Origin of the sequence: Veillonella sp. CAG:933 (genome assembly GCF_000431435.1) — a bacterium.
GTDB lineage: Bacteria > Bacillota > Negativicutes > Veillonellales > Veillonellaceae > Veillonella_A.
Genome location: NZ_HF986178.1, coordinates 1 through 20,956, shown reverse-complemented (window position 1 = coordinate 20,956; position 20,956 = coordinate 1). Strand labels below are relative to the sequence as shown.

Genomic DNA, 20,956 nt, shown 5'->3' with positions numbered 1-20,956 from the left:
CAGAGATACTATCAATCTTTGGACCTGGCTGCATAGTCAGTGATATCTTTGAGATAAATGTGTCAACCAATATTGACAATATCAGTACAAAATATTTCTGAGCAAGTAGAAAAACGATATCGCAAACAGCAAGAAAAAATAAATGTGCAGAAAGAATTGTTGAAGTAATGCCGAACAAATAATCCCTAATTTTTTTTGAGAGACCTTTGGGTCTCTTTTTTTATCTTTTTTTCTATCTTTCATATTTAAACTGAAACATTTTAATGACGATTTAGAGAAAGAAAAGGAGAAAATTATGAGTTATCGTTATGTAGAATCTGGAAATGGTGGTTGTGACTTTCTTGCAGTAACTGCAAAAGGAAGAAAAGCAGGATTGCCACGTGGAATGGTAATTTTAATGGGAGAGTTGCATGCTGATATTACACGAAGGAACTATCGTGCATTCTTTGAAGGGATAAATCTTAAAAATCTTAACACATATAGCATTATCACATGGTTAGCAAAAGCACCAGAGCATGGATTTCATCTTTATACAGCGAAACATTGTGATGATCCAAGGATTATGACACATATTCGAAAGCAAAATCCATTAACAACTTTTGGAGTAAATCAATTTGGCGTTTTCATTTCTGAAGATGAAATTCCAGAAAAATATCTGGATGAACAGGGAGATTTTGATATCACTGAAAACGGATGGTTTGTTAGATCCAATGAGGTAGATGTTGAAACTGCATTAAAAAAATTTTTTGGACCATCAGCAGCATTCTTAGATGAAACACAGGAACCTGCTGCCCCTAAAGCCAAAGATAAATCTCAGGATCCCATCGTTCAGTATTTCGTTTCTGTTTACTACAGCTTTGATCCGGAAAATCCGTTGTATGTTTTTGACACAGAAGCAGAAGCAATTGAATTTGTAAAAAATGAATATAAGCACGAGTTAAAAGTTGAACGGGAAGAATTAGGTATGGGATATGATGATGCAGATGATGAATATGGGCTGTTTCCAAAGATCTCAGAAGACGGAACATTTGCTCGTATTGAACAATACAAAAATGGAGAACAAGCATTCATCGAATGGAATGTCACAACATTAAATAATCCACCAAAGAGAAATCAGCCGAAAGAAAAAAGATTGAAAGTGTCTTTGTCAGATGGAATATTGGTGGCACAAAAATCACCTGATACTGAATACCCAGGAATGGAAATTGAATATTATGCAAACGATGAATCATCCGGATTCCCAACTGCAAGAATACTTGCAGAACAAAAGCCAAACGGAGAAAAGAATTTTTATATTTGGGACGATTATAACGAAGATCCTGTTCTAAAAGTTAAATTCTAATTCAAAAGAAGGAGCCTTCGGGCTCTTTTTTTTATCTTTTTTCTCATCTGTCATATTTGAATATATAAAAAAATGACGATGAAGAGAAAGGAAGAAAAATTATGGAATTACAATGGAATTCATCAAAAGTAATTGAAACTCAGGAAACATACAATCAATTGATCTCTTACAGTAAAGAACAGCAATCAGGTTATCCAGTGATCATTGCAAGCCTTTTTTATGAAAAGATAAATGGAGACATGTTCCGCGTTGATCTAAATGTTGCAGGGGAAGGCTGTACAAGCATGAATCAGGAAAATCCATGGATGACTGTTTATCATGTAACATCCAAAGAAGATTTTTCTTTTTTACATCAGATTGCGACAACACAGGATTACGATAATCATAAGTTGTTAGATTTTGAAGTAATTGGGCCGATGATGAGAGAGTATGCTGCATTTTGGAGTTTCTTTACAAAATCAGTCAATACTGATATTTATGCAAAAGTTTTTCGTGGCATTGACCCTTATTTTCAGATTTATGTCAATCAGTATCAGGAAATCCTTGTTTGTAAAAAAACAGAGAATATAAAAAGGGAAATTGATTATTCTGTTTATGACCAAAACTTTCATGAAGTTGACAATGGGACTTATGAGATCGATCCAGATTATGAAGATGGTACGGTTGAGAGTCTTTGCTCTTATATTGAATTTCGAACAGACCGATGCAAGAAATTACAGACATCTTATGCTGAAATATTATCTTTTGTATATGCACTTGAGCAAGTATCATAATTTTCAGGAAGCCGATTACGGCTTCTTTTTTTATCTTTTTTTTATCTTTCATATTTAAGGTGTAACGAAATGACAATGAGAGAAAAGGAGAAAGGAAATGAAACTATTTTTTGTAGACGGAATTGATAAAGTGACTTGGCGTCCAATTGTATTTGCAGTGTGCACTTCAGAAGAAAAAGCAAATGCTGCAAAAGAAGCTCTTGAAAAAAGAGGGTATGGAGCAAAATTAAGGGTTGTTGTATCAAATCTGTTTTTGGATCAGATCAGAATTGGAGAAGAAATCATCAATTTATGAAAAGGAGAAAAATTATGGAATTAACAGTCAAAGATGTATTAAAAATGGAAAATATTATGAATAAAGTAAAGGATGTTGTGTCAAATTCAGTAACGAGCACAGATCATAAGAGCGCAGGAAGTATTCGTCTTACAGAATGCACAATGCCAGAGTTTGAAGGATTCGATATTTGTTATCTGCCAGATAATAAAGAAGAAGCAGGAAGTTATCTTGGAAGCTTTTTTATCGAAAATGCTGATTCTGATAAACCAAAAATGGTATATTATGAAGATGCATATGAGGAAAAAAGGAAGAAAGAGATTCCTTTATATAAAGCAAATGAAAATCCTACTGTTTCTTATGAAAACTATCAGCTGCAATGGATGATGGATCATGGATATTCTTTACAGGATTTAATGAGATCTATGGAAGAATATTTTGCAGAAGGAGATATCAGTGGCGTTAAAACATGTGAGGATTTATTTAATAAATGGCAGAATGAGTATGGATTTCATCATGAACTTTGGGCTTGCAAAGAAGAAGCAATCGATGCTTGGGAATGTGCGAACCATCCGATCAAAAATATAGAAAATTATTGAATATTTTATTTCCTTTCAAGGGGTTCCTTCGGGAGCTCTTTTTTATATATGATTTTTATTTTTTACTTCATCTTTCATATTTATAACGTAATATACAATGACGAATAGAGCAAAAGAAAGAAAAAGAAAGGAGAAAAATTATGAGTGTAAGCACTGTTTTACACCAATTGAAAAAAGAAAAGATCAATGGTATTCATTTTCGTAATGCAAGAGATGGAAGAATTTTAAGATCATATCAAAGTGTAGATGAAGTTGAAACTTCCGAATTTTATCAGAAAGATACACCGGGATATCTACTTGCATATGGTCATGCGATCATTGATATTATGTAGTCAAAGTTTTTATTTAAAAAAGGAGAAAATTTTATGTCAAAGAAAGAATTCACAAAATACCCACATCATACTGATCCATATGCAAAGCATCGTATCACAGATGAAGAATTGTATTTTTTGCGAGAACTACAGAAAGAAATGAACACCCAACATACTGACATGTTGACTTATCCACGTATCTGGGTTATTCAAGAACCAATCAAAAATTATCTCGACAATGTTGAGACTGATCTCAGAAATGATCCGGATGCAGTAGAATATCTGAGCCAAATCGCTGATGGAGCAGATTTATGCATTGATTGTATCAATATGACGACTCCGCAGCAATTATACCGTACAATTCAAAACATCATTAAAAATGATCATCTTGAAGAACAATATCAAGTTGAATTGATCCATGATTATAGAGTTTTAATTCATGGAAGAAATACTCTTGGAGAAAATGGAGAAATTGTATGGAATACATCATTAGATAAAATTGAAAGAAACGGAATGCTTACAATCGTAGAATGGGTCATGGAATATACACATCATCATGCAGAATTAAGATACTACACAAAAGAATTATATCAGCGCCCAGGGATCTTTTTCTTAACTTACAAAGATGGCGTACGTTATCTGCAAAAATACGCGGATAAGTATGATAAGGATGTAAAGCTAATTGAAACGTCTCCAATGGATTTATTTACAGATTGCAGTCCAGAGATTAAAAAATTGTTTGATATCTTACATACAGTTGATTTCAGCAAAAGAAATCGAAAGATTTATATTTCTGGAAAAATTTCTGGGACAGATGATTATCTGGAACGATTTGCAGTTGCAGAAAAAGAACTCTCAGAACAGGGATATGAAGTTGTAAATCCTGCATATGAGGGAACAAAATTAAAAGATGCTTCCTATGAAGATTATATGGAATTATCTTTTCAATTATTAAAGGACTGCGACATCATTTATATGCTAAAAGGATGGAAAACAAGTCCAGGTGCAAATCAAGAGTATGGCTATGCATTAGCAAAAGATATGGAAATTCAATTTGAGAAATAAAGGAGAAAGATTACTATGGGACAGTGTTATAGTGTTGGTTTGAAAATTAAAGTTAAACATAATTCAGAAGAAAAGGCGGCAGAAGCATTAAGATTACATATGCTGCAGGATGACAAAACAGAGTACAATTTTGAAGAGTTTGCTGATTTTGGAGTCGGGACAGAAAAACTGGATGATCTCATCAGAAACTGCCTTGCTGGATGGAAATCAAGCCCTTATTGCATGGAAGAAGTTTCTGGCTGGAAAAAATATCATAATGATTTTGATGCTAGCTATGGATGGGACACAGTTATGAAAGAGATGCTTGAAACACTTACCCCATTTTTGGAAGATCAATCTAAGATTGATATTTATTCAGATGGCTACAGTATCCATGGACTTGTAGAAAATGGGAAATGCAATTGGATTTATAATTAAAAAAAGGAGAAAGTTCATGGAAATCATTTATCGTGCGGACGATGGTACAGAATTTAGAAATCAAACAGATTGCTTGTTACATGAGCGTATGTCGAATTTGAGCCACAATAAAGTTATAAATGTAAAAATAGCTTTTTTTGATGTAACAAAAAAATTGGCCAAGAAATATTACAATGAAGATTTGGACGAATCCGATTTTTCAATCTTAGATTTCATGAAATACGTAGAATTGATAGTGTATGATAATTATTCAAAAAATTTTGGAAAATTAAATCGGCTAAAATCTGAAATGGAAGGTATCATTCATAAATCGAAACATTCAGATATGATTATGCGTCAATTTGACTTTGACAAAGCAAGAAGAAAAGCTGAAATACGTCACAATTTTGCAGATGTATTATCAAAATATGAGGGTGATGAGATCGCTAAAAAACTTGAATTTACACTTTGGACAAGTGATTTATGCGAATTAGCAAAATTACATAAAGCAGATTGTTATCGCACTCAAATTGAAGATTTATTGACAACAGATAACTATCATGAGCTATGTGCTAGGTTCGTAAAAGGAGATTACTATATATACGCAGAACAAGACTGAGTTTCAAAAGGAGAAAAGTTATGAAAATATTGGAATGTGCGAATCCAAAGAATGCCTGTCAGTTGACATATGAGCAAATCGAAGAAGCTGCAATAAAGAGTATCAATATCAAAGGGTTTGAATGTTTTTTTGTTAATCTTGGACAAAATATAGGATATTCTATGTTAGTATTCAAAAACAAAAGATATATTTATCACGCAAATGAATATCAACGATATGGACATTATGATATTACAGATGATGATCAACTTTTTACTCTGTATGTCAAAGAATTAAACGATGGGCTTTTTACAGACGAAGAAATGAAAGAAATGTCATATACTCGCGATGAATATGTGCAAAAAAAATATTTCTTAGAGAATTATTTTATCTTACAATTTCATTATCTTCCAACATGGTATGAATCAACTAGATTTAAAGAAATGTATCAGATGCTAAAAATACAGTTTCCATACCGATGTGATGTTTGTCGTTGCTATGTAGATTCACAAGAGATTGTTGATCAGGCGAATAAGTACAAGGAAAATCTTGAAAAATCATTGAAAAATATGGAGAACAATCATAAACTTCTTCGACGCATTATCTCAGAGAAAATTCAGAAGAAAGATATGATCAAATTCATGAGTCCGATTATGCTTTTATCTTCTATTGGAATAGATTATCATGACCTGACAGAAGATGAGAAAAAGATTGTGCATGAAGAATTAAGGAAAATTGGAGTTGATTGGAAAGATTGTTAAATTCAAAAGGAGACCATTTGGTCTCTTTTTTATATATAACTTTTGTTTTTCCATTCATATCTCATATTTAAAGTGTAATTTAATGACGATGAGAGAAAAAAGAAAAGGAGAAAAATTCATGAATAAAATGAATTCAAAACAAAGAATAATCATGGAATCAGACGCAATTAATTTAGAACAACTTGAATATAAAATCCATCAGCAAGCACTTTTTGACATTGATCAATCAGAATATGAAGCTCACATTCGTAATCTATTTGGTCGGCCTGTCCTTGATTTTGCAAAAACGCTCGTAATAAATCTTCCAGGATCGTGTTTTGCAAATTGTCCTTACTGTATTGACAAAGATTTAAGAAAAAATACCATAAGTTGTGACGATTTTCTTAAAACATGTGAGGCAGTCCTGATGGAAAAACATAATTTTAATGAAGTTTCTATTACAGGTGGTAGTCTTCCGTCTAACAAATTTAATAAATTAATAGATATTATACAAAAGTATTGTCCAAATGCGAAAATTACGTGGAATACAAACGGAGCAAAAGTAGATGATTCATACAATGTATCACATATTAAGTATATTAATCTACATCGGAATTCAGCAAATGATAAAATCAATAAAGAATTATTTTGTACTGATACAGATATTATATCAATTGAAAAATTCAAACTTTTTGCTGGGGATAAGCTTTGTTTGCGAGTGACTGTTGATAAAGATTTTGATATAGATGAGTACGTAAAATATAACACTCCAATGTATCTTAATCGTATGTTGCCAGGTACTTTTGAAACAGAAGAAACATTTAATAAAGTGAGAAAAGCCCTTAATATTACAGAATGCACAGATGTGCGTCGAAGAAATCATTATATAAATGGACGATATAAAAATATTCCTGTTAGATTATGTGTCGGAGATCATCTTGCCCAACATGTGTCTGGTAGATATCCAGCATGGCTTAATGTTGTCATCATACATCGTAGCGGAGTTGTTGCTGGATCTTGGTATGAGAATGATAAGTTTTTATATAAAGATGAGAAAATTTGCAAAAATAAGTGAATTCTTAGAAAAAAATATTAATTCAAAGAGAGACCATTTGGTCTCTTTTTTTATATATGAAATTTATCTTTTGCTTTATATCTCATATTTAAAATATAATTTAATGACGATTAAGAGAAAAAGTAAAGGAGAAAAATTATGGATTTATCAAAATTAGTAGAAGAAGTAATGGATTTATCAACAAAACAGCCAGATGGAGTCAAATTCCGTGATGCTGATACAATCTTAGCTGATCTTATCGAAGAATGTAATTTTCAGGTAACTGGGATTGCTGATGAACTTTTAAGATTGTACTTAGAAGCAGAAAATAAGGAAGACTTCAAATCATTATTTTTCTTTATGACAGAAAAAAATTTTGAAGATTATCTGTTAGAGAGCAAAAAAGTAATGGAAGAAAATATTGCGAAAGCAGAACCCAGGATCATTCAAGTATATCTTTTGGATTCTGATGACGCAAAAGAGTCAATCATCTTTCAAACGGATGCTCCCAAGGCAGCAATCAAAGACTGGGTAAAGACAGAACATGATTCTATCTCTTTCAATTACCCATTCCATCATATGGTGATGGGGTTATTAAATGAGGGATATATGGTTAAGCTGTTGTATGATCGATACTCATCAAAATGTAGTGATGTCAAATTAATTGATCAGTATTCTTGCGAAGAGGTATATCATGTGGGTTATAGCATCGGAAATCTATTACATCATGTAACAGCTTTTACTAGTTTGTATCGCAATGCTTCTGGTGTTCCACATATTGACTTGACTGATTCTATGGAAATTAGTAATTTAAGAAAAATTGCACACGAATTAGGAATCCGTTTTATCAAAGGGAATCAATTCTGTTTTTCAAAGAAAAAGGCTCATCTTTGTGATCTTGATACTACAGATGTAGAAAGGATTGCAAGACAGGAAAGATATGTTGTAATAGATGGAATAATGGAAGACACAAAAGAAGAGTGTTATGTTTTAACAAAAAAGGATTTATTATAAAATTTCATAATGAGAAAATTGCAGATCAAAGAAGAGGTGTAACTGCCTCTTTTTTTTTGTAACAAAAAAAAGACCTGATACAAACGATCAGATCTCTTTATCGAAAGTAATGCCGCCATTACTTAGTGCTCTTAAGAGCTTCCATGCAAATATAATATCGTGTTAGACAAACTTTGTTAATTTTCTTATATATGATTTTCAAAAAAGAAAATTTCTCTCATATTTATATTAGACAGAATATTTGGAAAAGGAGATTATGCAACATGAATAACATATTTGAAAATATTGATACGATTTGTTTTACTGGTCCAAGACCTGCAAAGCTATATGGATATACAAAGAAAGAAGAATATCAGAAGATCGTAGATCATGTAAAAGAAGTGATTCGTGGTTTTGCAAAATTTGGTATTAAAAATTATATCACTGGCGGAGCTCAGGGATTTGACCAATTGGCTTTCTGGGCAGTAAATAGTTTGAAAAAAGAATATGATATTCAAAATATTGTATACATTCCATTTCAGGGACAGGAACGATTATGGAAGAAAACAGGAATGTTTGGTCAGAAAGACTATCAGAAAATGCTTGCTTTGGCAGATCAAGTGCTCAATGTATCAGAAGCACGAAACCTAGATATGACAAAAGAAAAAGCAGAGATCAATGCTATGTTAATCCGAAATGAAATGATGGTTGATAGCAGTCAGATGGTAATTGGATTTTTCCCATTTTCAAAGGATTATAAGAAAGAAAAAGGCGGAACCGCAAGCTGCTTAAGATATGCAGATGGAAAGATTCATATTTGTCAGATTGACCCCAAAACTTTTGAAATTCAGATGGTTTATTGTAAAGGAGACGAAATCTCATGAATCCTAGAAACTGTTCTAATAGAAAAAGCAGTATAAGACCTAAGAAAGAAAATGCAAATGACAAACTGCTGAAATGGATCAAATATTTTGAAAATATGACAAATAATGAGAAAGGAGAAAATAAAGTATATGGCAGATTAAAAGGAGAGGGAAACAAGAGATGAAACATACAATGAGAAGTGCTTTCAAACGATGGTGTGTCTTACATAAAGAAAATCATGTTCGGATCCCTAATTGGTTCCGACATTATATCAGAAAAAATACTCAATGGGGATATATTGTGATCGATGAAGATGAGGATTATTACTGCAACAAATGCGAAATGGATTACGAGCAAAGAAGGCAATACAAGGGATATTACACCATTGAAATTTCTGATGAAGAGCTGTTGGAGTTGCAGCGAGTTGAATGGATTAAGTAAGGAGAAAAAATATGTACAAAGCAGAAGGAATATTCTTGTTCGCACATGGCGAAAACGGAGAATTATATATGAAAAAACTGAATATTGTAGACTTGGCTATAACATATCGTGGAAAACCAGAGGAAATACAAAAACTTTATACTTATGACATTAACGAAGACGATCTGATCGATGGAAAAGAGTTTTTGCACAATGTTCGAAATAAATGGATCACAAATCGTGATGGTATTTTGCGTCACGTCTTTGTGGACGGTTTTGAAAGTAATCTTGGAATTTTTAATAATGATTTTTATCAGGGCGAATTTTTAGTTACAGAAGATTGTTTCGAAGAACTTTGTGAAAGGCATGATATTAAGGTGCATTGGTCAAAAGCAAGGAGGATAATCATATGAAATATAAATCAAAAGGATCGTTTCTATTTGCCTATGGAAACCATGGAGAATTGTATACAAGAGAATTAGCTGTAGAAACACTTGCCAGATTACATCATGTAACGCCAGAAGATAGGCAAGAGTTATGTTATACCTATAATATTGATGAGAAAGATTTGATTGATGGTAAAAAATTTTTAGAAAATGTCCGAAACAAATTTATCACAAATCATAATGGTACTTTATCACATATTTTTGTAGATGGATTTGAAAGCAATCTTGGACTGATGAGTTCTGATTTCTGTCAGGGGGATTTTTTACTTACAGAAAATCTTTTTGAGGAACTTTGTGAAGAGTATAATATTAAGGTCCATTGGAAAAATTCAATTAATGAAAAATTAGATACTCATATAACATATCAGGCAAAAGGAAGATTCCTTTTTGCTTGTGGAGAAAATGGAGAATTATATCATGTAAAACCAGAAGGTATGCAAAAATCAAATAACTGCGATATTGATAAGGAAGATTTATTTGATGGAAAAGAATTTTTGGAAGATGTTCGAAGTAAATGTATCATTGATTATGATGGATCATTAGGACGTATTTTTATAAATGGATACGAAAGTAATCTTGGGTTAGCAAGTACTGATTTTTGTCAGGGTGAATTTCTGGTAATGGAAGACGTATTTGAGAAGTTTTGTGAGGAATATGACATTAAGGTAGACTTTGCAGGAAGATAAGAAAGGAAAAAATATGAAAGATAATTATATGAGAAGGATTGATGATCTTGGAAGAATCTGTATACCGAAAGGAATCTTATCCAAAATGTTTTCCAAAGATGAGTACTTTGAAGGCTATCCGATAAATATGTTTCTGGAAGATAATCGCAATATCATCATTTGCAAAAATAAACCGGCAGCACGATTTTGTGAATGGAAATACAATACAAACCTACAGCAAGCTGAAAGTAACTGCGATAACATAAGCATTGATCAAAAAACTTTTGAAAAATTAATATATTGTCCATTTTGCGGAAAAGAAATAAAGAGAAAAGACATGTAATTGCTTGCTAGAAACAAAAACATCAGTTATCATATTCTAAAACAGTCATATTTAAAATATAGATGATCTGACGAAAGGAGAAAACAAAATGAATACATTCGAAGTCAGAAAAGAGATCAAAAATGATCTTCGGAAAGTCCTGATCCTTTGTAAGATTCCTTATAAATTTCAGGATAATATTTTAGAATCGCCGATCACACAGGAAATGTTTGAAGATTACGTTTCTCGTGCTGAATGTGAAAAGAAAAGTCGAGAAACAGGAATGACTTATGTTTCACAAAAAGAAGCGGAAAATGATGCATACATGGCTGTATTTCTTCATACAAGGAAAGAAAAAAGTTATTGCATCATGTAAATGAGTAAATTATTTCAGGACTGAACTGGCTTTGAATTTCTGGCCGGTTCTTTTTTTATCCTTATTTTTATAAGGAAGAGAGGAGTTATTTATGACTGTGAAAGAAGTGATCGACCAGATCCATGACAATGAATTATATTTTGACATCCACGAAGCAAAAGGACACGCAATTAAAGAACATGCTATTTCAAGAGAAGCATTAATTCCAAAAATGTTGTCTATGCATCGTCCTGCCCCTGGTAATATTAAGATGGCAACAAGGTTTTTATCCAAAGAAAATGCATTATATTGGATCAGAAGAACGGTTGCTGAGAATTATCAAGAGATCAAAAACTGGATCAAACAAGATGTAGAAGCATATATTGAGTTAAGTATTTCTTCTGAACTTATCACAGGAGAAGGAATTGCATTTCATACGGATTGGAAAAACATTTTTTCTGTGCATAGCGTTGTTGTAGTGCTGCACAGAGATCGTAATAATCTGTTTTATGTAAAGACTGCTTATCCGATTGCTGGATTTGATGATGTTGATGATATTTTAGATGCGATGGAAGAATATAATTCATAAGGAGGGAGAGCTTCGGCTCTCTTTTTTTTTATATATGAAAAACTGTTTCTTTAAAATACTTCATATTTAAATTGAAAAAAATAAGTTTGAAAGGATATAACCATGACACAAGATATAGAAAAAATTGCAGAAATCAAAGAAAAAGCAAAGATTGAAAATTCCATAAAAATTGCAGAACGATTGCTCAAAAATGGACTTGTGACGCCAATGTTTATCTCGGATTGCACAAATCTTAGTATTCCAGATATCCAAGTATTGGATAATCTGCTTCGTTCTGATCATTATACAAAGAAGGATATTGATACGCTTATTGATAACATTTATAAAACAAAAAGTCATGATATTTATAAAATCAATCCATATCATCTGATGGAATATGCGGAAAACACTGGATGGATAAGTATTAAGAGAAAAAGACTAGATGTTGCTGTTTTCCAGAAAACTGTAATCAATGGTGATATTGAAAATAGATATCAGATTAATATCCCTTTAGATAAAGATCTTTTGGATTATCGAAGTTCACTGCAGGCTGCAATTTTGGTAATTGTGAAAGCTGATAATTGTACCGAAGAAGATCTTTATCAAAATATTTCATCTACGCATAATCAGTATGCTAATAGTAAGAAAGACGAAAATACACGAAGGGACGCTGATAAATTGAAAACTACTGATGATTACAACTGGCATTCATATGGATATATCGATAGTTATCCAGTGAAATATCGTGCAGAAAAAAGTGGCGAAATTTATATGGTACTTTCTTGTATGGATGGAAATATCTCAACTGTGTATCATCATCCAGATATTACTTATCGGAAAATTCAAAATGGACAGGATGGTAAATTTTATGACGAGGATCTAAAAGTCGCATTTTATAAATTACAAAGCGAATATTACTATCATTTGTCAAAAGAAATAGAGTTTGAAGTAGAATCTAAGCATTTTGAAAATACAAAAAATCTTTAAGAGAGTCCTTCGACTCTCCTTTTTTTATCTTTTCTCTCATCTCTCATACTTAATACGTAAACAAATAATGACGATTAGAGTAAAGGAGAACTAAATATGAATTTTGAAGAAATTAATTTTGAAGACTTTGAAGATGTAGATTTTGAATCTGAATATAATGATGATTTTGAATTTACAGAAGAAGGAGAAAAAGTTGTACAGGAATTTATAAACGAATGTCAGATTAAACAGAAAAAACTGTTAAATGCTGAATCAGATGCTGTAAAACTGCCAACAAAAGAAGCCATTTTGAAAGATATCGATCAGACGGTCATCGTCAGAGAAAATCCAGAATATGTTTCCGATTGGAATGTGACAAAAGATTACAGTATGCAGATCAAATTACTGTACAGAAAACATTTTGTGAAAGCTTATAGTTTCTTATGATGAAGGGAGAAAATATGTATCAATTGACAAAAGAAGGTGAAAAAAATGTCTCTGAATTTGTTGAGGAATGCCGTAAAAGATATAAGAAGATTTCAGAATACTATCGAGCATTAAGCGGGCATTACGCTGATTGTGTTGATCATGTAGAATTACCAACAAGAGAAATAATTCTACATGAAATCAATTCTGGAGAAAGATTTCTTGAAGACGTTTGGCATGTTGGAGACAAGTATTACATGAGCGATTGGTGTCTTTCTAAGAAGCATAGTATATATGTCTCTTTGGAACTGAAATATGGAACAGATTTTATAGAAGTACTCTCGTAAAAGAGATAGGGGCTGTGTGAGCCAGCCTCAGTTGGTACGGACAGCGAGGTGTTTTTTTGAAACATTTCGTCAGAGATGGGTAACTGTCACGACTACTGGAAACCCATTCCATAGGAATTATGTACCGCATGGGAGGGGTAGTTCATAAGGAGACTAACTATGGAATACCAATTAACCAAAAAGGGAAAAGAGAAAGTAATATCTTTTATCAAATATTGTAAAGAAACGCGGGAGATTCTGTTAAAGGAATCTTCCATTCTTGATGATGAGACAATACTTCCTGATGAAGAAGCGATTGTTTCAGATATCTCACTATTTATTGATAAAAATGGCGAATATCTTAATAGCTGGGGAATCACAGACTATGCGAATTCTAACCCTTTGTGTTTAAAAGAAAATATTGATTTTGTTAAAAATGAATAAGGAGAAAAATATGAAACAGATATCAAAATACAGAGAAATTAGAAACAATTTTGTTGATGAAGAAGATCATAAAGTTTACATTGATGCTTGGAAAACAAAAAATCCTAATGAGGAAGGATCTGTAATTGCTAAGATTGATCTTGCAACATATGAAGTTGAATATCTTGATGAAAGAGCAAAAAGGGATCCTTATGCTCAGGAAATGATCAGAGAAACCATTTCTGATTTAAAACAATTTAATTAGTCAAAAAATAAAGGAGAAAAATTATGTTCGATTTTGTATGGAACTTAAACGAGAACGAATTTGAAAACTTCAAAGAAAAACAGCGGATCTATAAAGAAAGTAATTACGATGGGGGATGGATTGGAAACGTTCGATGTGGTTTATTATGCTTCGATATTATTGATTTTGATACATTCCTTCATTTTGATCTATATGTAGGTGGCGTTGACACAGGATATGGATATAGTGATCGTCTTAAAGATCAACCAGATTATCCATATGACTTCTGTAGTACTCATTCATTACATATTGAGGATTCGTTTACAGATGTAACGATTGAAGAATTTAAAGTTGATATGGAGCACCGTATTGTAGCACATTTACTTGAAGTAAAAGGCTATTTCACAGATCGATATCCAATACGATATATCGATCTAATCGAAAAAGCAAACAAAGAATTACTTCCATGGTAGAAAAGGAGAAAATATGATGAAAGCATTATTAATCCATACAGATGGATACACGATTGATGTCGTAGGACAATACGACAGCGTAGAAGAAGCTAGTAGAAATCTTTATTTGGAATACGAGAAAATGTGTTCTCAAGAGATTTATCCAGAATGGCAGCAACAATCACATTGTGATTACGAAGATGCGATTCTATATCTCAATGGAGAAGAAGTACATGTCTGGCAGGTTGTAACTGCTTAGTTGGGAAGGAGAAGAATTATGATCAAAGATTGGGAATTAAAAATTACAGAAAATGAAACAAAACTGGTTATTCAAGATGGAGCAGTCATGAATAATGATATTCTGAGTCTTGCAAGACACCTTGTAATGAAATATCATCTTAACGCATTATCAATTTATGATAAGAATAATGAGAAACTTTTCAATTATAAATTAGAGGAAGATCTGCAATGTGACAATACACAAATGAAGCCTTTTAAAAAAGTCACAGATTCAAATATTTCATATTTTTTAAAAAAAGCAGAAGATTTGATCCATGAATCAGGATATGTTGATCAATTGTATGGCATCGATTTTGTATTTGACGTACCAAAACGACAAGGTAATTTTGCAGATTGCCTGCTGTGCATTGATTTTCTTGATATAGATGAAGAAACAGAACATCCTAGTGAATTGTATCAGTTTGATCTTATGGAATTAAAATGGGTAAAGAAAAATAGAAAGGGGTTTGTATCATGAGAACAAAGATGCTTTATATCGCAGATGATGGTATATCATTTGAAAGCGAAATTGAATGCAGAGTGCATGAGCGTAAAGTTAAGCAAGAAATTTTGCAGAATATGAAAGATTTGGATCTTTATCTTTGGAAAAAATATTTTCCTGAAAGTGAAATAAATGCGGAGCCTGAATTATATCAGGCTTCCATGTGGTTACAAACGGATATTGCAGAAATTATGGTAAGTTTTCCTGAAAGTAAAGATGAAATCATTTCTACGATTAAAGCTAATCCATATGGAGACAAAATTCTGCAAGATTATCTGAATTTCGATAAATTGAAAAGAAGAGTTGAAATCAGAAAGGATTTTTTAACTGCATTAAAATCTGTGAAAAGAGGTTCTGAGTTATCGGGACTGCTGGAGTGGTCATTTTCAAATAAGGATCTGACAGAACTTGCAAAATTGCATAAAGCAAATAAATGCAGAAGGAAGATTGAGGATTTACTTACGGATTGTAATTTTCACTATGAGTGCTCCAAATTTCATGATAAAGATTATACGGAATTTTTGAATTAAATTTTAAAAGGGAGAAAAATTATGAACCAAAGAATTAAATGGATCGTTGCGATCAGCAATACATATAATTGCAATATTACATTATTGCATCTAACAGCTACGGTAGAAGAGGCAAAGCAATATCTGATGAATTGTATTGAACGTGATAAGGAAGATTCTTTTGAGATGTGCACCGAATGCACAGAAAATATCGATGATATCGATGTTGATGAATATCCAAAATCTCATGTGATCACAGAGTTGTGCGCCCACGCTTGTTTTGATACATATCGCATAGAATACAGCGTGCAGCCAGTAGACATGATTCAAGAGGTAACAGCGTTAGATTTTATTTAAAAGGAGAAAGACTATGAGACTACTTTTCTTAAATATAACACCTGAAATGGATTGTTGCGGAGTTTTAATTTGTAAAAATGATGACGTAACAATGGAAATGATTCAAGAAAGGATCGATGATCTTAAGATTGCTGCTGAAGAAGCAGATGAGGAATGGTATGTTCTTGAGATCATTGAGAGCCTTCCAAAAGAATGGGAAATTACATTGAAACCGATAAAAGATAACGTTTATATTTAAAGAAGGAGAAAACTGTGAATTAAAATGTTTATAAGGCTGTTGTTAAAGAGACATATACAAAATATGTTGATATTTATGCAGAATCCACTGAAGAAGCTGAAGCAAAGCTTGATGCGACGGTAGAGAATGATCATAATTTTCTACCATCAGCGTCTACTACAGATTCTAAATATGAATTAACTACAGAAATTATGTAAAACAGGAGAAAACTATGATCAAAGTAAAGTCAGTAATAATTGAAGAATTAGAAAATGCAGGTTGCAATAACGGGAATTATCCCATGGTAGCCGTACACACAACAAACGGAGATTATCATGGATTAACCTGTAACTGTCACAAGGGATGTGCAAATACCTGGGATGTTTTTAACATCGAAGGTAAAGAGTTTTCAGATGAAGAAGAACTTCTTGAATATCTTGAATATTAGTTAACTCAAAACACATATGATACTTTTTTGAAAGAGGCCTTAACTGGTCTCTTTTTTTATATGTGATTTTTTGCTTTCTAGATTTTCTTTCATATTTAAAATAAAAGGAGTAATACACGAAGATGTCAATATACTTGATTTTTGAATTCATCCAGATTTCTTTTACAATTTGTTTGATCATATGTGAAATTATCGAATATAGAGAACGTCAAATACTAGTAAATAATCTATCCAAAACAAAAAATCCTATTGTAAGGAAATGCATGAATGAGGGATATAAGAAACTAGAAAACTGTTTATATAATTTAAAATCATTTTATGGAATTTCATCCGGCATTTGTTTTTTTATATTTATCTCTCCGCTTGTTATCAACGATATTAATGAATCAAATTTATTTTATCGCAGATTTATAATAATTTCATTCATGATAGGATTTTATATCTGTTCTCTGCGTTATGTAATACAAGATTTACTCTCATATTTAAAATGAAAAAAAGAAAGAGAAAGGGGAAATAAACTATGGATACTTTGGATTTTATATTTTTGTACATGGGAATTGTGGGATTCATTCTTTCTATCGTTAGTGAAATCATAATTAAAATAGATGATATCATGACTGATAAAAAGATAGACCGTTACTTTAATTCGATTGGTGTTAGCGGAAGTAAAAAATGGAATCATCCTGTTTATAATCGACTGCAAGAGGATCATTATATTTTGGAAGCAAGCTTGGACAAAACTAAATTCTTTTTTTATCTCTGTGAAGTAATAGGACTACAGTTAAGTGTAGTGAAAGCAGGCTTTTATCCGATGGATTTGATAGCTTCCATCATAATCATTGGATATTTGGAAATAGTAGTTGTTTTAATCGCCGTTGTCCACTTCAGTATTTTTCATGATTCTTATGAAGACCATTTGGAATATCATGAAGAATTACAAAAAAGAAAGAATAATCCCAATTCTGACGATAATCTAGAACATAACAAAAAGAAAAAACCGAAAAAGAGACCTAAAAAGAAAAACCAAAATTCAAAGAAGAAAAACAAAAAGAAAAAGATAGAAAGGAGAAAAAGAAATGAGCTATACCAACCTATATGGCATTAAATCCGATTTTACAGCAGTGGAGTTAAAACAATACAAAAATTCTTGGTTGTTTCTGCCACAGATTTACAAAATCCTTGGAGAAAAATATTTAAATGAAAAAGATACATATAAAGTACTGTTCACTTCAAAGAATCTGGATAAATTAGAACGCAATGTTTCAAAATCTAAAAGAACAGAAGATCGCGTTTTGTGGCTGCTTGTAAACCAACAGATATTTTTTACAAAAGATAAAACATTTATTGCTGATTGCATTCAAAAGTTTTTTATGGAAGATGTTAGATATTATCATCCAGATAATATGGACCTAATTGAATGGCATGATAAGATTCGAAAAGATATTTCTGCATTAGATGAGAAAAAATATCCATACTTTATATTCAATGCCACCTCTGTAACAGATTCCGTTTATAATATGTTTTTCCGGTTTAATGATGATACACTTGAAGACATTCCGATTTCTTTAAAAGAAAAAGATGAAGATATCGTAGATTTTGTATACATTGAAAATGGAAAGATTAAAAAGCTCATTTCAAATTTGGAAATTTAATTTCTTATATATGAAAATTATGATTCATTTAAAATCTCATATTTATATTGATACTTTTTTAAAGACGAAAGGAGAATATAAACATGGGAAAATTAAGTACTTTTATTATCAATGGAGCACCAATGAGTGGAAAGGACACATTTGTACGTCAGCTACAGAAAGAATTTCCTGATCAGGTTGTAAATTTTTCTACCATTGATTCAGTCAAAGAGCTATATAAAGTCGCTGGATGGAATGGTAAAAAAGATGCTGAGTCACGAAAAGTATTATCTGATATGAAAGATTATCTGACAAAGAAATTTGATCTGCCATTCTTAGAGGTCCAGAGCAAAATTTCTGAAACATTGAAAACAGCCTCTAATTCTGAAAAAGATATGATGCTTTTTATTCATGTAAGAGAACCTCAGGAGATTGACAGACTCAAAAAAGCTCATCCAGACATCGTAACGATTCAGGTTGTTCGTAATTGTATCAAAGATCTTCCTGCAAGCAATCATGCAGATGCTAATATCAATGATTATCAATATGATATTACGGTATATAATAATGAAACGGTCAAAGATCTACGAAATCGTGCATTAGTTCTTGCAGCAGAGCATGGATTAAAAAAAGCAGAACCAAAAAAGGTTTCCATCGAATTTGAAGTTCCAGAAGGAATGAATGAAAAAGAATTTGAACAGATGATGAAATATGCCAGTCATATGTTGGTCATGCCACCAAGTACCCCATTAGATATTATCTTAAAAAATTTACATTAATTTTCAGTAAAAAGACTCAGCATATCGTTGGGTCTTTTTGTAGTTATTAAAACTTCTAACACTCATATTTGCTTTGTAGACAGTTGACGATAGGAGAAATTAAATTTCTTCGATATTCATAGCAGAAATATTTCTGCGAAGGGAGAAAACATGATGAAAGAAGCTAGATATGATAAGATTGAAAATTATTTTACAGAAGAAACTAGAAAACATTGCAATCGTGTAACACACTATGTAGAACTACTCACAAAACAATTGAACATATTGGGGATTGATCAGAAAACTATACTTGCAGCAGCACAAATCCATGATATTGGAAAGTTTTATATTCCTGACAACATATTAGACGCCCCAAGACCTTTAACTCGATTAGAGCGTGAAGTTATTGATATGCATGCTTACTATGGATATGAAGCTTGCAAAGAATTAAATTATGGAACAGAAGAAGTTAAAGAGTTAGTTTTATTACATCACGGAATGAATAAATATCGCAAATTAAAGGATGATCAGATCGGAAACTTTGCAAAAAAATATTATCCAATCTTGATCGCAGCAGATATGTATGATGCATTAACAAGTGACCGTGTTTATCGAAAGGCATTAGATCGTGAGACAGCATTAAAAATTATCGCTGAACATTCAGAAGTTTATCACTGGGTATTTTCTGCATTAGAAGAGGTTACAAAGGGAGAGAATTTATGAGAAAGCCAATGTCCCCATGTTACAAATGTGAGTTTCATTCAAGTACTTGTCATGCGAATTGTGGATTTTATCAAAAATTTCATAATGATTTAGAAGAATGGAATGCTATCATTCGAAATGGGAAAAAACAATTATATAGCACAAGATATGTAAAATATGTGCGAAAAATTGCTGGAGAAGTTTAAGAGAGCGTCATGCTCTCTTTTTTTATATGTGATTTTTTCTTTTTAAAGAATCTCTCATATTTGTATTGAAAGCAATCTTAATTTTGTAGCAGAAGGGAAAAACTATGAGTACGAAAATATATAATGCATATAGATTAAAAGGAGATTACGATCTCATTTCGTTAAATGAATTTTGTGATGATCTTCGGAAAGAAGTGACAAAGATTAGTGAACAAATGGCTCTCGACTGGGCAGCTAATAAGACTTTGTACTACTACAACTTCAAAAAGCTTCATGGTTCTCAGGTTGTGCAGAACATGATAAAGGAAACGAAAAATTCCAAAGAAATGCATGAGATATGGAAATTGGTGGATGTAGATAAATGGGATAGTCTGTATTGGAATATCTCCGATATGGCTTTTGGACGGAATCTTCAAAATCAGAGAAAAAGGGAGACCATTCAGTGGGATAGTCTGTATTGGAATATCTCCGATATGGCTTTGGAACGGAATCTTCAAAATCAGAGAAAAAGGGAGATCATTCAAATCTTTCCATTGCAGGATAAAATTCTTGTCATGTTTTTTGGAAGTAAGGATATTCAGAACTATTTGGAAAATACAGGACATTTCGATGACTATCATTACCAAAATCAATGTGAGAAACCAGATGCGATTTCTGAGGAAGAATGGAATAGACGATGCATAGATTGGAGAAAGGCAATCGGTCCAGATTATGTTCCATGTAAG

General features: G+C 32.1%; 37 protein-coding genes. All 37 read left to right on the top strand.

Annotated features, from left to right (window positions below):
* Positions 1-295: 295 nt before the first annotated feature.
* Positions 296-1,342 (top strand): hypothetical protein, encoded by a 1,047-nt coding sequence (locus tag QZL64_RS04180; protein WP_021840749.1) that lies wholly within the window; start codon positions 296-298, stop codon positions 1,340-1,342.
* Positions 1,343-1,443: 101 nt separating this feature from the next.
* Entirely contained in the window at positions 1,444-2,115 is a 672-nt protein-coding gene (locus QZL64_RS04175) for a hypothetical protein (RefSeq protein WP_021840748.1), read from the top strand.
* 97 nt (positions 2,116-2,212) lie between these two features.
* Entirely contained in the window at positions 2,213-2,410 is a 198-nt protein-coding gene (locus QZL64_RS04170; protein ID WP_021840747.1) for a hypothetical protein, read from the top strand.
* A 14-nt stretch (positions 2,411-2,424) separates the two neighbouring features.
* Complete coding sequence (locus tag QZL64_RS04165; RefSeq protein WP_021840746.1) at positions 2,425-2,988, top strand: hypothetical protein; 564 nt, start codon at positions 2,425-2,427, stop codon at positions 2,986-2,988.
* Positions 2,989-3,128: 140 nt separating this feature from the next.
* Entirely contained in the window at positions 3,129-3,320 is a 192-nt protein-coding gene (locus QZL64_RS04160) for a hypothetical protein (RefSeq protein ID WP_021840745.1), read from the top strand.
* Between the two features lie 33 nt (positions 3,321-3,353).
* Positions 3,354-4,364: a DUF4406 domain-containing protein gene (locus QZL64_RS04155; protein ID WP_021840744.1), complete on the top strand. Its 1,011-nt coding sequence runs from the start codon at positions 3,354-3,356 to the stop codon at positions 4,362-4,364.
* A gap of 15 nt (positions 4,365-4,379) precedes the next feature.
* The gene (locus QZL64_RS04150) at positions 4,380-4,781 is read left to right on the top strand and encodes a hypothetical protein (protein WP_021840743.1); all 402 of its coding nucleotides are present in this window, start codon (positions 4,380-4,382) and stop codon (positions 4,779-4,781) included.
* Positions 4,782-4,797: 16 nt separating this feature from the next.
* A complete protein-coding gene (locus QZL64_RS04145; RefSeq protein WP_021840742.1) occupies positions 4,798-5,379 on the top strand; it encodes a hypothetical protein in 582 nt (193 codons plus the stop codon).
* 20 nt (positions 5,380-5,399) lie between these two features.
* The gene (locus QZL64_RS04140; RefSeq protein ID WP_021840741.1) at positions 5,400-6,119 is read left to right on the top strand and encodes a hypothetical protein; all 720 of its coding nucleotides are present in this window, start codon (positions 5,400-5,402) and stop codon (positions 6,117-6,119) included.
* Between the two features lie 118 nt (positions 6,120-6,237).
* Complete coding sequence (locus tag QZL64_RS04135; RefSeq protein ID WP_021840740.1) at positions 6,238-7,173, top strand: hypothetical protein; 936 nt, start codon at positions 6,238-6,240, stop codon at positions 7,171-7,173.
* Positions 7,174-7,311: 138 nt separating this feature from the next.
* The gene (locus QZL64_RS04130; RefSeq protein WP_021840739.1) at positions 7,312-8,166 is read left to right on the top strand and encodes a hypothetical protein; all 855 of its coding nucleotides are present in this window, start codon (positions 7,312-7,314) and stop codon (positions 8,164-8,166) included.
* A 263-nt stretch (positions 8,167-8,429) separates the two neighbouring features.
* Entirely contained in the window at positions 8,430-9,029 is a 600-nt protein-coding gene (locus tag QZL64_RS04125) for an SLOG family protein (RefSeq protein WP_021840738.1), read from the top strand.
* Positions 9,026-9,193, top strand: a complete 168-nt coding sequence (locus QZL64_RS04120; RefSeq protein ID WP_021840737.1) for a hypothetical protein — start codon at positions 9,026-9,028, stop codon at positions 9,191-9,193. Before QZL64_RS04125 ends, QZL64_RS04120 begins: the two co-directional genes overlap by 4 nt.
* A complete protein-coding gene (locus QZL64_RS04115; protein ID WP_021840736.1) occupies positions 9,190-9,450 on the top strand; it encodes a hypothetical protein in 261 nt (86 codons plus the stop codon). Before QZL64_RS04120 ends, QZL64_RS04115 begins: the two co-directional genes overlap by 4 nt.
* A gap of 11 nt (positions 9,451-9,461) precedes the next feature.
* Positions 9,462-9,842, top strand: a complete 381-nt coding sequence (locus QZL64_RS04110; protein WP_021840735.1) for a hypothetical protein — start codon at positions 9,462-9,464, stop codon at positions 9,840-9,842.
* Entirely contained in the window at positions 9,839-10,561 is a 723-nt protein-coding gene (locus tag QZL64_RS04105) for a hypothetical protein (RefSeq protein WP_021840734.1), read from the top strand. The genes QZL64_RS04110 and QZL64_RS04105 overlap by 4 nt, the downstream gene beginning before the upstream one ends.
* 13 nt (positions 10,562-10,574) lie before the next feature.
* Positions 10,575-10,883 (top strand): hypothetical protein, encoded by a 309-nt coding sequence (locus tag QZL64_RS04100; RefSeq protein WP_021840733.1) that lies wholly within the window; start codon positions 10,575-10,577, stop codon positions 10,881-10,883.
* A gap of 88 nt (positions 10,884-10,971) precedes the next feature.
* The gene (locus tag QZL64_RS04095) at positions 10,972-11,238 is read left to right on the top strand and encodes a hypothetical protein (protein WP_021840732.1); all 267 of its coding nucleotides are present in this window, start codon (positions 10,972-10,974) and stop codon (positions 11,236-11,238) included.
* Between the two features lie 91 nt (positions 11,239-11,329).
* Positions 11,330-11,806, top strand: a complete 477-nt coding sequence (locus QZL64_RS04090) for an RNase A-like domain-containing protein (RefSeq protein WP_021840731.1) — start codon at positions 11,330-11,332, stop codon at positions 11,804-11,806.
* A 102-nt stretch (positions 11,807-11,908) separates the two neighbouring features.
* Positions 11,909-12,772 (top strand): hypothetical protein, encoded by an 864-nt coding sequence (locus tag QZL64_RS04085; protein WP_021840730.1) that lies wholly within the window; start codon positions 11,909-11,911, stop codon positions 12,770-12,772.
* Positions 12,773-12,868: 96 nt separating this feature from the next.
* On the top strand, positions 12,869-13,198 hold the full coding sequence (locus tag QZL64_RS04080) for a hypothetical protein (protein WP_021840729.1): 330 nt from the start codon (positions 12,869-12,871) through the stop codon (positions 13,196-13,198).
* Positions 13,199-13,212: 14 nt separating this feature from the next.
* Complete coding sequence (locus QZL64_RS04075; protein WP_021840728.1) at positions 13,213-13,524, top strand: hypothetical protein; 312 nt, start codon at positions 13,213-13,215, stop codon at positions 13,522-13,524.
* 159 nt (positions 13,525-13,683) lie between these two features.
* Positions 13,684-13,947 (top strand): hypothetical protein, encoded by a 264-nt coding sequence (locus QZL64_RS04070; RefSeq protein WP_021840727.1) that lies wholly within the window; start codon positions 13,684-13,686, stop codon positions 13,945-13,947.
* A gap of 10 nt (positions 13,948-13,957) precedes the next feature.
* On the top strand, positions 13,958-14,191 hold the full coding sequence (locus QZL64_RS04065) for a hypothetical protein (protein WP_021840726.1): 234 nt from the start codon (positions 13,958-13,960) through the stop codon (positions 14,189-14,191).
* 23 nt (positions 14,192-14,214) lie between these two features.
* Positions 14,215-14,643, top strand: coding sequence for a hypothetical protein (locus QZL64_RS04060; RefSeq protein ID WP_021840725.1), 429 nt, complete (start codon positions 14,215-14,217; stop codon positions 14,641-14,643).
* Between the two features lie 13 nt (positions 14,644-14,656).
* On the top strand, positions 14,657-14,881 hold the full coding sequence (locus QZL64_RS04055) for a hypothetical protein (RefSeq protein WP_021840724.1): 225 nt from the start codon (positions 14,657-14,659) through the stop codon (positions 14,879-14,881).
* Positions 14,882-14,899: 18 nt separating this feature from the next.
* Positions 14,900-15,379, top strand: coding sequence for a hypothetical protein (locus QZL64_RS04050; protein WP_021840723.1), 480 nt, complete (start codon positions 14,900-14,902; stop codon positions 15,377-15,379).
* Positions 15,376-15,933: a hypothetical protein gene (locus QZL64_RS04045; RefSeq protein WP_021840722.1), complete on the top strand. Its 558-nt coding sequence runs from the start codon at positions 15,376-15,378 to the stop codon at positions 15,931-15,933. The genes QZL64_RS04050 and QZL64_RS04045 overlap by 4 nt, the downstream gene beginning before the upstream one ends.
* A 21-nt stretch (positions 15,934-15,954) precedes the next feature.
* A complete protein-coding gene (locus QZL64_RS04040) occupies positions 15,955-16,269 on the top strand; it encodes a hypothetical protein (RefSeq protein WP_021840721.1) in 315 nt (104 codons plus the stop codon).
* A 13-nt stretch (positions 16,270-16,282) separates the two neighbouring features.
* The gene (locus tag QZL64_RS04035) at positions 16,283-16,507 is read left to right on the top strand and encodes a hypothetical protein (protein WP_021840720.1); all 225 of its coding nucleotides are present in this window, start codon (positions 16,283-16,285) and stop codon (positions 16,505-16,507) included.
* Positions 16,508-16,718: 211 nt separating this feature from the next.
* Positions 16,719-16,934, top strand: a complete 216-nt coding sequence (locus QZL64_RS04030; RefSeq protein WP_021840719.1) for a hypothetical protein — start codon at positions 16,719-16,721, stop codon at positions 16,932-16,934.
* A gap of 520 nt (positions 16,935-17,454) precedes the next feature.
* Positions 17,455-18,039, top strand: coding sequence for a hypothetical protein (locus tag QZL64_RS04025; RefSeq protein WP_021840717.1), 585 nt, complete (start codon positions 17,455-17,457; stop codon positions 18,037-18,039).
* Positions 18,011-18,586: a hypothetical protein gene (locus QZL64_RS04020; protein ID WP_021840716.1), complete on the top strand. Its 576-nt coding sequence runs from the start codon at positions 18,011-18,013 to the stop codon at positions 18,584-18,586. Before QZL64_RS04025 ends, QZL64_RS04020 begins: the two co-directional genes overlap by 29 nt.
* An 83-nt stretch (positions 18,587-18,669) precedes the next feature.
* The gene (locus QZL64_RS04015) at positions 18,670-19,344 is read left to right on the top strand and encodes a hypothetical protein (protein ID WP_021840715.1); all 675 of its coding nucleotides are present in this window, start codon (positions 18,670-18,672) and stop codon (positions 19,342-19,344) included.
* A 150-nt stretch (positions 19,345-19,494) separates the two neighbouring features.
* On the top strand, positions 19,495-20,046 hold the full coding sequence (locus QZL64_RS04010) for an HD-GYP domain-containing protein (protein WP_021840714.1): 552 nt from the start codon (positions 19,495-19,497) through the stop codon (positions 20,044-20,046).
* A complete protein-coding gene (locus QZL64_RS04005) occupies positions 20,043-20,231 on the top strand; it encodes a hypothetical protein (protein ID WP_021840713.1) in 189 nt (62 codons plus the stop codon). Before QZL64_RS04010 ends, QZL64_RS04005 begins: the two co-directional genes overlap by 4 nt.
* A gap of 104 nt (positions 20,232-20,335) precedes the next feature.
* A partial coding sequence (locus tag QZL64_RS04000; RefSeq protein WP_296309295.1) for a hypothetical protein occupies positions 20,336-20,956 on the top strand: 621 nt, incomplete at its 3' end.

Coding starts and splice junctions, on each gene's coding strand:
- QZL64_RS04180 (WP_021840749.1), top strand. CDS start 296: ATGAGTTATCGTTATGTAGAATCTGGAAATGGTGGTTGTGACTTTCTT.
- QZL64_RS04175 (WP_021840748.1), top strand. CDS start 1,444: ATGGAATTACAATGGAATTCATCAAAAGTAATTGAAACTCAGGAAACA.
- QZL64_RS04170 (WP_021840747.1), top strand. CDS start 2,213: ATGAAACTATTTTTTGTAGACGGAATTGATAAAGTGACTTGGCGTCCA.
- QZL64_RS04165 (WP_021840746.1), top strand. CDS start 2,425: ATGGAATTAACAGTCAAAGATGTATTAAAAATGGAAAATATTATGAAT.
- QZL64_RS04160 (WP_021840745.1), top strand. CDS start 3,129: ATGAGTGTAAGCACTGTTTTACACCAATTGAAAAAAGAAAAGATCAAT.
- QZL64_RS04155 (WP_021840744.1), top strand. CDS start 3,354: ATGTCAAAGAAAGAATTCACAAAATACCCACATCATACTGATCCATAT.
- QZL64_RS04150 (WP_021840743.1), top strand. CDS start 4,380: ATGGGACAGTGTTATAGTGTTGGTTTGAAAATTAAAGTTAAACATAAT.
- QZL64_RS04145 (WP_021840742.1), top strand. CDS start 4,798: ATGGAAATCATTTATCGTGCGGACGATGGTACAGAATTTAGAAATCAA.
- QZL64_RS04140 (WP_021840741.1), top strand. CDS start 5,400: ATGAAAATATTGGAATGTGCGAATCCAAAGAATGCCTGTCAGTTGACA.
- QZL64_RS04135 (WP_021840740.1), top strand. CDS start 6,238: ATGAATAAAATGAATTCAAAACAAAGAATAATCATGGAATCAGACGCA.
- QZL64_RS04130 (WP_021840739.1), top strand. CDS start 7,312: ATGGATTTATCAAAATTAGTAGAAGAAGTAATGGATTTATCAACAAAA.
- QZL64_RS04125 (WP_021840738.1), top strand. CDS start 8,430: ATGAATAACATATTTGAAAATATTGATACGATTTGTTTTACTGGTCCA.
- QZL64_RS04120 (WP_021840737.1), top strand. CDS start 9,026: ATGAATCCTAGAAACTGTTCTAATAGAAAAAGCAGTATAAGACCTAAG.
- QZL64_RS04115 (WP_021840736.1), top strand. CDS start 9,190: ATGAAACATACAATGAGAAGTGCTTTCAAACGATGGTGTGTCTTACAT.
- QZL64_RS04110 (WP_021840735.1), top strand. CDS start 9,462: ATGTACAAAGCAGAAGGAATATTCTTGTTCGCACATGGCGAAAACGGA.
- QZL64_RS04105 (WP_021840734.1), top strand. CDS start 9,839: ATGAAATATAAATCAAAAGGATCGTTTCTATTTGCCTATGGAAACCAT.
- QZL64_RS04100 (WP_021840733.1), top strand. CDS start 10,575: ATGAAAGATAATTATATGAGAAGGATTGATGATCTTGGAAGAATCTGT.
- QZL64_RS04095 (WP_021840732.1), top strand. CDS start 10,972: ATGAATACATTCGAAGTCAGAAAAGAGATCAAAAATGATCTTCGGAAA.
- QZL64_RS04090 (WP_021840731.1), top strand. CDS start 11,330: ATGACTGTGAAAGAAGTGATCGACCAGATCCATGACAATGAATTATAT.
- QZL64_RS04085 (WP_021840730.1), top strand. CDS start 11,909: ATGACACAAGATATAGAAAAAATTGCAGAAATCAAAGAAAAAGCAAAG.
- QZL64_RS04080 (WP_021840729.1), top strand. CDS start 12,869: ATGAATTTTGAAGAAATTAATTTTGAAGACTTTGAAGATGTAGATTTT.
- QZL64_RS04075 (WP_021840728.1), top strand. CDS start 13,213: ATGTATCAATTGACAAAAGAAGGTGAAAAAAATGTCTCTGAATTTGTT.
- QZL64_RS04070 (WP_021840727.1), top strand. CDS start 13,684: ATGGAATACCAATTAACCAAAAAGGGAAAAGAGAAAGTAATATCTTTT.
- QZL64_RS04065 (WP_021840726.1), top strand. CDS start 13,958: ATGAAACAGATATCAAAATACAGAGAAATTAGAAACAATTTTGTTGAT.
- QZL64_RS04060 (WP_021840725.1), top strand. CDS start 14,215: ATGTTCGATTTTGTATGGAACTTAAACGAGAACGAATTTGAAAACTTC.
- QZL64_RS04055 (WP_021840724.1), top strand. CDS start 14,657: ATGATGAAAGCATTATTAATCCATACAGATGGATACACGATTGATGTC.
- QZL64_RS04050 (WP_021840723.1), top strand. CDS start 14,900: ATGATCAAAGATTGGGAATTAAAAATTACAGAAAATGAAACAAAACTG.
- QZL64_RS04045 (WP_021840722.1), top strand. CDS start 15,376: ATGAGAACAAAGATGCTTTATATCGCAGATGATGGTATATCATTTGAA.
- QZL64_RS04040 (WP_021840721.1), top strand. CDS start 15,955: ATGAACCAAAGAATTAAATGGATCGTTGCGATCAGCAATACATATAAT.
- QZL64_RS04035 (WP_021840720.1), top strand. CDS start 16,283: ATGAGACTACTTTTCTTAAATATAACACCTGAAATGGATTGTTGCGGA.
- QZL64_RS04030 (WP_021840719.1), top strand. CDS start 16,719: ATGATCAAAGTAAAGTCAGTAATAATTGAAGAATTAGAAAATGCAGGT.
- QZL64_RS04025 (WP_021840717.1), top strand. CDS start 17,455: ATGGATACTTTGGATTTTATATTTTTGTACATGGGAATTGTGGGATTC.
- QZL64_RS04020 (WP_021840716.1), top strand. CDS start 18,011: ATGAGCTATACCAACCTATATGGCATTAAATCCGATTTTACAGCAGTG.
- QZL64_RS04015 (WP_021840715.1), top strand. CDS start 18,670: ATGGGAAAATTAAGTACTTTTATTATCAATGGAGCACCAATGAGTGGA.
- QZL64_RS04010 (WP_021840714.1), top strand. CDS start 19,495: ATGATGAAAGAAGCTAGATATGATAAGATTGAAAATTATTTTACAGAA.
- QZL64_RS04005 (WP_021840713.1), top strand. CDS start 20,043: ATGAGAAAGCCAATGTCCCCATGTTACAAATGTGAGTTTCATTCAAGT.